This window comes from Colwellia sp. C2M11 (assembly GCF_018860915.1).
Lineage (GTDB): Bacteria > Pseudomonadota > Gammaproteobacteria > Enterobacterales > Alteromonadaceae > Colwellia.
This window is the reverse complement of sequence record NZ_JAHKQD010000022.1, coordinates 44561-54107: the sequence shown is the minus strand read 5'-3', so window position 1 is coordinate 54107 and position 9547 is coordinate 44561. Positions and strand designations below refer to the sequence as shown.

The 9547-nt window shown below is 35.9% G+C and carries 6 protein-coding genes; all 6 read left to right on the top strand.

Annotation, left to right across the window (positions count from 1 at the left end):
* The first annotated feature begins 588 nt into the window (after positions 1 to 588).
* Positions 589 to 1896, top strand: coding sequence for a trigger factor (gene tig / locus KO509_RS07535; protein ID WP_215972673.1), 1308 nt, complete (start codon positions 589 to 591; stop codon positions 1894 to 1896).
* 180 nt (positions 1897 to 2076) lie between these two features.
* Entirely contained in the window at positions 2077 to 2724 is a 648-nt protein-coding gene (clpP, locus tag KO509_RS07530; protein WP_289847530.1) for an ATP-dependent Clp endopeptidase proteolytic subunit ClpP, read from the top strand.
* Between the two features lie 121 nt (positions 2725 to 2845).
* Positions 2846 to 4123: an ATP-dependent protease ATP-binding subunit ClpX gene (gene clpX / locus KO509_RS07525; protein ID WP_215972671.1), complete on the top strand. Its 1278-nt coding sequence runs from the start codon at positions 2846 to 2848 to the stop codon at positions 4121 to 4123.
* A 250-nt stretch (positions 4124 to 4373) separates the two neighbouring features.
* Complete coding sequence (gene lon, locus KO509_RS07520) at positions 4374 to 6719, top strand: endopeptidase La (protein WP_215972670.1); 2346 nt, start codon at positions 4374 to 4376, stop codon at positions 6717 to 6719.
* 351 nt (positions 6720 to 7070) lie between these two features.
* On the top strand, positions 7071 to 7346 hold the full coding sequence (hupB, locus tag KO509_RS07515) for a nucleoid-associated protein HU-beta (RefSeq protein ID WP_159821154.1): 276 nt from the start codon (positions 7071 to 7073) through the stop codon (positions 7344 to 7346).
* A 259-nt stretch (positions 7347 to 7605) separates the two neighbouring features.
* Complete coding sequence (locus KO509_RS07510) at positions 7606 to 9525, top strand: SurA N-terminal domain-containing protein (protein WP_215972669.1); 1920 nt, start codon at positions 7606 to 7608, stop codon at positions 9523 to 9525.
* Positions 9526 to 9547: the final 22 nt, after the last annotated feature.

Sequence of the window (9547 nt, the reverse complement as noted above, 5' to 3'; positions counted from 1 at the left end):
GTCGCAAGTTCGAATCTTGCATCACCGACCACTTTTCAAAAATATTATCTCCTATATCTGACCAAAATTGGTTTGGGTGTTATCAAGTTTCGTTGCAACGTTGAACTTTACATTAATAATGAATTTTTAACTTATACTTGGCGAATAAAAGCCATTTACCAATGAAGTAGAAAATTATGTTTTACGGTAATTATCTTGGTTGTTTGCAATGTTCGAGAATACAATTTGTTCCTTTATAAGAGAGGGGCGAGTGTTATTTGATCACTTTCATGGTATTTAATTTATTTTACTTAAACTTATGTTACCCTTTTTTTATATGTAAGTTATTATAATATATATGTATTTTAACTACCTTGGTAGTTGGTGTAACAGTCATTATGCTGTAGGTAAGAGTATCCTCGACGAGGCTTTATTTAGGCTACGATTTCCGCCAGAAACTTGCCCTTGCAACTTCTTTTGTGTCTAGCTATAATTCCGCGTCATAAATTTTAACCGTTCGTATGAGCAAGGCACTTTTTTTACTATTATTAGCAAGTAAAATTGATGCTATATAAGAAAGCGTAACACGCTAAGTTTTGAGGTATATAAATGCAAGTTTCAGTTGAGACTACACAAGGTTTGGAACGTCGTTTGACTATTTCTGTTCCAGCCGAAACAGTAGATGTTGAAGTTAAGAATCGTCTTCGTCAAGTAAGTAAAACCCAACGTATCAACGGTTTCCGTCCAGGTAAAGTTCCACCATCAGTTATTCAAAAACGTTACGGTAAATCTGTACGTCAAGAAGTTGCCGGTGAAATCATGCAACGCAGCTTTGTTGATGCTATTGTTGCTGAAAAAATTAACCCTGCGGGTCGTCCTTCATTTGTTGCAAAAAGCAATGAAGATGGTAAAGAATTAAAATTTGAAGCAACTTTTGAAGTTTACCCTGTAGTTGAGTTAAAAGGTCTAGAAGATATTAAAGTAGAGCGTCCTGATGTTGAAGTGTCAGATGCCGATCTAGATGAAATGTTTGAAACATTACAGAAGCAGCACCAAACGTGGAAAGAAAATAAGCGTAAAACTAAGAAAGGTGACAAGTTAGTACTTGATTTCACTGGCCGCATTGACGGTGAAGAGTTTGAAGGTGGTAAAGCTGAAGGTTTTGAACTAGAACTTGGCGCTGGCCGCATGATTCCTGGTTTCGAAAAAGAAATCACAGGTATGAAAGCTGGTGAAGAAAAAACAATTAAAGTAACTTTCCCTGACGATTACCATGCAGAAAACCTAAAAGGTAAAGAAGCAGAGTTTGATATTGTTGTTCATAAAACAGAAGGTGCTGTATTACCTCCTGTTGATGAAGAGTTTGCAAAACTTTTTGGTGTTGAAGAAGGTGGTGTTGAAGCTTTACGTGAAGAAGTTAGTAAAAACATGACTCGTGAATTAACTCAAGCTGTTAAAGCTAAAGTTAAAGAGCAAGTACTTGAAGGTTTATTATCTAGCCATGATGTTAGCTTACCATCAGCTTTAGTTGCACAAGAAATTGACGTATTACGTCAACAAGCAATGCAACGTTTCCAAGGTCAAATGGATCCGAAGAACTTACCTGAACTACCTAACGAGATGTTTAAAGAGCAAGCTGAACGTCGTGTTAAAATTGGTTTGTTATTAGGCGAAGTGATTAAAGTTAATGAACTGAAAGTTGATATGGCTAAAGTTGATGAGTTAATTGCAACAGCAGCGTCAGCTTATGAAGATCCACAAGAAGTTATTGAATACTACGCAAACAACAAAGAATTAATGCAACAAATGCAAAATGTCGCTTTAGAAGAGCAGGCAGTTGAATTTTTAGTTGAAAAAGCGAAAGTAGAAAATAAAAAAGCAACTTTTAAAGAAATTATGAACCCTGAAGGGAAGTAATATCGCTTTTTTATTGACAAAAAGCTTAGCAATCGCTTAAATTTAATGGCTTGTATGGATATCTTCATACAAGCCATTTTTATTTAGCGTATTATTTTAATGATTACTTAAAGAATGTAGCTTAATTTAAGCTGCTTAGTTAAAGTAATCATGTATTTTATATTTAAGGACGGAACACACTTGTTTAATTCCCAATTCAATTCCCAATCAAACTCTCAAAATTCAGCGACTAGCCCAGAGAGTGCTTTAGTACCAATGGTAGTCGAACAGACAGCTAAGGGTGAACGTTCTTATGATATTTACTCAAGATTACTTAAAGAACGTGTTATATTTTTATGCGGCCAAGTTGAAGATCACATGGCTAATTTAATTATTGCGCAATTATTATTCTTAGAATCAGAAAGCCCTGATAAAGATATTTTCCTCTATATTAATTCACCGGGTGGCTCTGTAACAGCAGGTATGGCCATTTATGATACAATGAAATTTATTAAACCTAATATTTCTACTGTATGTATTGGTCAAGCTGCAAGCATGGGAGCATTTTTGCTTTCAGGTGGTGAAAAAGGTAAACGATATTGTTTACCTAATGCACGTGTGATGATTCATCAACCTCTTGGTGGATTCCAAGGGCAAGCATCTGACTTCGAAATTCATGCGAAAGAAATATTGTTTATTAAAGATAAATTAAATCGTTTAATGTCGGAGCATACAGGGCAACCTCTTGAGAAAGTTTCTCAAGATACTGATCGTGATAATTTCTTAAGTGCTGAAAGCGCAGTTGAATATGGTTTAGTTGACTCCATATTAGAACAAAGAAATAGTTAATATTAACTGTAAGTTGAATTTGACTCATCAAGTTCAACTTAAAAGATGATTGAATGATTGCCATATTATAATTATTTATAGCTATAGTAATCATTAACGGAATTAAGATTTGAGGTAGGGCATGACCGATATTAAAAGTGGTGACGGTGACAATGGTAAATTACTTTACTGTTCATTTTGTGGCAAAAGCCAACATGAAGTACGTAAGCTAATTGCTGGCCCATCAGTATTTGTATGTGACGAATGTGTTGAATTATGTAATGACATTATTCGTGAAGAGATAAAAGAAATTTCTCCTAAAGAAGAAAAGGAAGCTTTACCTTCTCCTGTTGAAATACGTGAAAGCTTGGATGACTATGTTATAGGCCAAGACCATGCGAAAAAAGTACTCGCAGTGGCGGTTTATAATCACTATAAGCGTTTACGCAATGGTGATTCACACAATGGTGTTGAATTAGGTAAAAGTAATATTTTACTTATTGGTCCAACAGGATCAGGTAAAACATTATTAGCGCAAACTTTAGCGCGCCTCCTTGATGTACCTTTCACTATGGCTGATGCAACGACATTAACTGAAGCTGGATATGTTGGTGAAGATGTTGAGAATATAATTCAAAAGCTATTACAGAAATGTGATTACGATGTTGAAAAGGCACAGCGTGGCATAGTATACATTGATGAAATAGATAAAATTTCTCGCAAATCAGATAACCCGTCAATTACGCGTGATGTTTCTGGTGAAGGTGTTCAACAAGCCTTATTAAAACTTATTGAAGGTACTATCGCTTCAGTACCACCACAAGGTGGTCGCAAGCACCCTCAGCAAGAGTTTTTACAAGTAGATACTTCTAAAATTTTATTTATTTGTGGCGGTGCGTTTGCAGGCCTTGATAAAGTGATTGAACAGCGTTGTCACACTGGAACTGGCATTGGTTTTGGTGCCGAAGTGCGCGGTAAAGATGAAGAAGTCACCTTAACTGAAAGATTGGAAGATGTTGAGCCGCAAGATTTAGTAAAATACGGATTGATTCCTGAATTTATTGGTCGATTACCGGTTGTTGCTACTTTACGTGAATTGGATGAAGCAGCATTAATCCAAATTCTACAAGAACCTAAAAATGCATTAACTAAGCAGTTTACGGCATTGTTTGATATGGAAAATGTTGAATTAGAGTTCCGAGAAGATGCACTTAACGCCATTGCTAGAAAAGCAATGGACAGAAAAACAGGTGCTCGTGGCTTACGTTCAATTGTTGAAGCTGTTTTACTTGATACCATGTACGAACTCCCATCAATGGAGAACGTGAGTAAAATAGTTGTTGATGAAACTACAATTAAAGGTGAATCTAAACCTTTGGTTATTTACGATAGTCAACAAGAGCAAGCAGCATCAGAGTAAATCATTGCTGACAAATTAATATTGAAATATAAAGAGCCTAAGGGCTCTTTTTTGTTTTTTAACAGCCATAATAGTGATATTAAGGTAACTAAGTTGGGCTACCTCTAACAAGCTCTGTGTGCTTTAATATGTATAAATCTCAACCATGAGTTGGGAATAAATAAAATCAAATTGTTATTATTGCTTGTAAGTTTTCTATTTATCCCCATATAGATTTTATCAGTAATTTAAACTTTCCAAAGAGACACACATGACCGAAGAATTAACTAGTGTAGTTGAAATCCCCGTTCTTGCCTTAAGAGATGTTGTCGTTTATCCACAAATGGTAATTCCATTATTTGTAGGTAGAGAAAAATCTATCCGTTGTTTAGATCTTGCGATGGAAAATGATAAGCAAGTATTTTTAGTTGCACAAAAAGATGCTGCAGTCGATGATCCTCAAGCTGTGGATGTTTATGAAACTGGCACTGTAGCAACTATTTTACAGATGTTAAAACTACCTGATGGCACTGTTAAAGTGCTAGTGGAAGGTGTGCAACGTGCTAAAGTCACTGAGTTTATTGAAACAGAAGAATACTTCAGTGCCAATATTGAGTATTTAACGATAGAAAATAGTGCGGAAGATGATAATGAAGTATTAATTCGTTCTGCTATTTCTCAGTTTGAAGGTTATGTAAAGCTAAATAAGAAAATTCCACCAGAAGTACTTACTTCGGTTTCGGGAATTGATGATGCCGAGCAATTAGCTGACACTATGGCTGCTCATATGCCATTGAAGCTAGAAGAGAAGCAAAAAGTATTAGAAATAGTTGATATTGTTAAACGCTTAGAGCATTTAATGGCATTGATGGAAGGTGAGATTGACTTATTACAAGTTGAGAAAAAAATTCGTACTCGCGTTAAAAAGCAAATGGAAAAAAGTCAGCGTGAATACTATTTAAATGAGCAAATGAAAGCGATTCAAAAAGAGCTTAATGAAGGTGATGAAACACCTGATGAGCTTGAGCAAATGTCAAAGCGTATTGATGAAGCACAAATGCCGACAGAAGCAAAAGATAAAACCTTAGCTGAATTGCAGAAGTTAAAAATGATGTCGCCGATGTCAGCTGAAGCTACTGTCGTTCGTAGCTATATCGAATGCATGATTAATGTGCCATGGAAAAAACGTAGTAAGCTTAAACGTAACTTGGCGTTAGCACAAGAAGTGCTAGACAAAGATCACTATGGCTTAGATAAAGTTAAAGAGCGTATATTAGAATATTTGGCCGTACAACAGCGTGTTAGCCAGCTGAAAGGTCCAATTCTTTGTTTAGTTGGTCCTCCCGGTGTAGGTAAAACCTCATTAGGGCAATCTATTGCAAAATCTACAGGCCGAAAATATATTCGTATGGCTTTAGGTGGTGTACGTGATGAAGCTGAAATTAGAGGTCATCGTCGAACTTACATTGGTTCATTACCAGGTAAACTTATTCAAAAAATGTCAAAAGTGGGGGTTAAAAATCCACTCTTTTTATTAGATGAAATAGATAAAATGGCATCGGACATGCGTGGTGATCCAGCATCAGCATTATTAGAAGTATTAGATCCTGAGCAAAACTCAAGCTTCAATGATCATTATCTAGAAGTCGATTATGATTTATCAGATGTGATGTTCGTTGCGACATCAAATAGCATGGATATTCCAGGTCCATTACTTGATAGAATGGAAGTTATTCGTTTGTCTGGTTATACCGAAGATGAAAAGCTAAATATTGCGCGTAGTCACTTGGTTGAGAAGCAGATACAACGTAATGGTTTAAAGGCTAATGAAATTAAAATTGAAGATAGTGCCATTATTGGTATTATTCGCTATTACACGCGAGAGGCGGGTGTTCGAAATTTAGAACGTGAAATATCTAAGTTATGCCGTAAAGCAGTTAAAGCTATCTTACTCGATAAAAAGCTGAAAAAAGTGGTTGTTAACCAAGAAAACCTAAATGAATATTTGGGGGTACAACGTTTTGATTACGGTAAAGCTGATGATAAGAATAGAGTTGGTTTAGTGACTGGGTTAGCATGGACACAAGTAGGCGGAGAATTACTGACTATTGAAACAGCGTCTGTACCAGGTAAAGGTAAGCTAACCTACACTGGTTCATTGGGTGATGTTATGCAAGAGTCTATTCAAGCAGCAATGACGGTTGTACGTAGCAGAACAGAAAAATTACGCATTAACGTTGATTTCTATGAAAAAAGAGATATACATGTTCATGTTCCTGAAGGAGCAACACCAAAAGATGGACCTAGTGCAGGTATAGGTATGTGTACGGCACTTGTTTCTAGTTTAACAGGTAACCCGGTCAAGGCTGATGTTGCTATGACAGGTGAAATTACATTGCGTGGTGAAGTACTTGCTATTGGTGGTTTAAAAGAGAAACTACTAGCGGCTCATCGTGGTGGTATAAAAACGGTTATTATTCCTCATGAAAATGAACGTGATTTAAAAGAAATACCTGAAAATGTTAAAGCAGATCTCGCTATTCACCCTGTAAAATGGATTGATGACGTACTTTCTATAGCACTTGAACACCCTGTAGAGCAGTGGAAGGCAGAGTAATTTTTATGCGTAAAAAGTTGCATTTTTGATAGAAATAAGCAAAAAAAGCAAAAAAACGCGAAAAAACAGTAAAAAAGTGAAATAAAGGCTTTTCAAACGCTGAAACTATGGTAAGTTAACAACGCTTATGTCGCTAGACCCCTTGTTTAGTATACCTAAGAGGCTGCTGCTCAATAGGTATAAATAATAAAGGATTAGACATAATAGTTTTTTTTCAACTCGGCGCTTGATGTTCAATAAAATAAAATAACATAACGAATCTTTATTTTTTTAGGACGAACTTTTATTAAAACTTTTATTAAAGAAAAGTAAAATAGCGTTGTAATAATAACAATTGAAGGGGTATACACTGTGAATAAATCTCAACTTATCGAGAAAATTTCTGAAGGCGCTGACATTTCAAAAGCTGCTGCGGGTCGCGCATTAGATTCATTTATTGGCGCTGTAACTGAAGAATTACAAAGTGGTGAGCAAGTTGCTTTAGTTGGTTTTGGTACTTTCTCTGTACGTGACCGTGCAGCACGTACTGGCCGTAACCCACAAACTGGTGCAACTATTCAAATCGCTGCAGCTAAAATCCCATCTTTCAAAGCGGGTAAAGCATTAAAAGATGCTTGTAATAGCTAATAATATAATTAATTACATTTCGTGATTTTATATTAAAGATATATTTAAAGACCACCTTTAGGTGGTCTTTTGCTTTTAATTTATTTGATTAAATTATTTATAAATAATTTAATCAAATAAAACACATCTTGCACTTCAAGCGATGGTCCGCATCTGCTAAAATCGCGAGCAACAAAAACTATAGCTTAAGTATCGATATTTTTTATCGGTTTAATATTTATCGATTTTAAAAAATCGGCTTTGGAGATAAGAGAAAAAAATGCTAGAAGATATTAGAGAAAGCTCGCAGGGCTTAACAGCCAAAATAATCCTTGGTCTTATTATACTAACCTTCGCTGTTGCAGGTCTGGGTAGCTACACTAATTCTGTAGATACTTCTGTCGCAACGGTTAATGGCGAGAAAATAAGTCAACAAGAGTTTGATAGAGCATATCAAGCACAGCGCAATCGTATGGCTCAACAGTTTGGTGAAATGTTTGATACATTATCGAATGACGCTAACTATATGGCTAACTTTCGTCAAGGCGTATTAGATAATTTAATTAATCAAAAATTAATAGATCAAAGTGCAGAAGATCTTGCAATACGTGTTTCAGATGAGCGCATTAAAGAGACTATTCGTGTAATGCCTGAATTTCAGGTGGATGGTGTTTTTGATAACAATCGTTATTTAGCGGTTATTAATCAAGCCGGTTTTTATCAGTCGTCTAGCTTTCGTGATTACCTACGTGTAGAAATGACACGTAGTCAGTTATCACAAGCACTAGTAGCTACAGAATTTAATTTACCTTACCAAGAAAAACTACAACAAAACTTGCAAGGTCAAACACGTGATATTCGTTATGCAACGCTATCAGCTAAACAGTTTGAAGCCGGTGTTGAGGTAAGTGAAGAAGAAATTAAAACTTACTATCAAACGAATCAAATACGTTTTGAAAATAAAGAAAAAGTTAAAGTAAATTATATTCGTTTAGCTGTTGATGATATTGCTAAAAATATTGAAGTGTCTGACAGTGATGTTGAAACATATTATCAAGATAACATTGCAAGCTTTACCCAAGCAGAACAACGTCGTGTTTCACATATTTTAATTGGCTTTACTGAAGGTGATGATGACAGCGAAGCAGCAGCTAAAGCTCAAGCTGAAACTGTATTAGCTCGTTTATCTGCCGGTGAAGATTTTGCCGAATTAGCTAAAGCGTTATCTACTGATACTTTTAGCGGTGAAAATGGTGGTGATTTAGATTATATAGAACGTGGCGTGATGGGAGAGGCTTTTGATGAAGCCGCATTTGAATTAACGACTGTTGGTGATACAACAGGGCTTGTTAAATCAAGCTTTGGCTATCATGTCATTAAATTGACTGACCTTAAGCCTGAAGAAATTCAGAGTTTAGCTGACGTTAAAGATGAGCTATACATCAAGGTAAGTAGTGATAAAGCTCAAGAGCAGTTTTACACCTTAACGCAAGAAATGGCGCGTATTAGCTTTGAGTTTCCTGACAGTTTAGAAGATGCAGCAAGTGAAGTGAATGCTACTGTAGAAACTTCTTCTTGGTTATCTCCTACAGGCAATGCTGCACCTTTTGATAATGCTAAAGTTATTGAGGCAGCGTTTTCAGATATAGTTTTACAAGATAATATGAATTCTGATGTGATTGAAGTAAGCGATAGTGTTTCATTAGTATTACGCTTAAATGAATACCAAGAAGCGAATGTTAAACCACTTGCTGAAGTTGAAGAGCAAATAAAAGCTATTTTAGTCTCTCAAAAAGCGACAGAAAAAGCTCAGACAACAGTAAATGATTTACTTGCGAAGTTTAAAGCGGGTGAAGATATTACTGAACAGTTACTTGAAAACTATGCAAGCTTTACTAGCAAAGAAAATATGACACGTTATGGTACAGATATAGATCAAAGTATCACTCGTGAAGCATTTGTATTACCACACCCTGTTGATGGGAGTATTTCTGCCTCTTCAGTTGCTTTAAGTAACGGTGATTTGGCTCTAGTAGAGCTAAAAGCAGTGAATGTACCAAAAGTTATTATTGATAACCCGCAGCTTTCTCAGCAACAAACTTCTCAATTAGCGCAGTCTGCTTACGCAAGCTATGTTGATTCATTAAAGTTAGATGCAAAGATAAAGATAAATACAGTGGCAGCGCCAACGAGCTTTTAGTTGGTAGTAAGTAGCGAGTAAC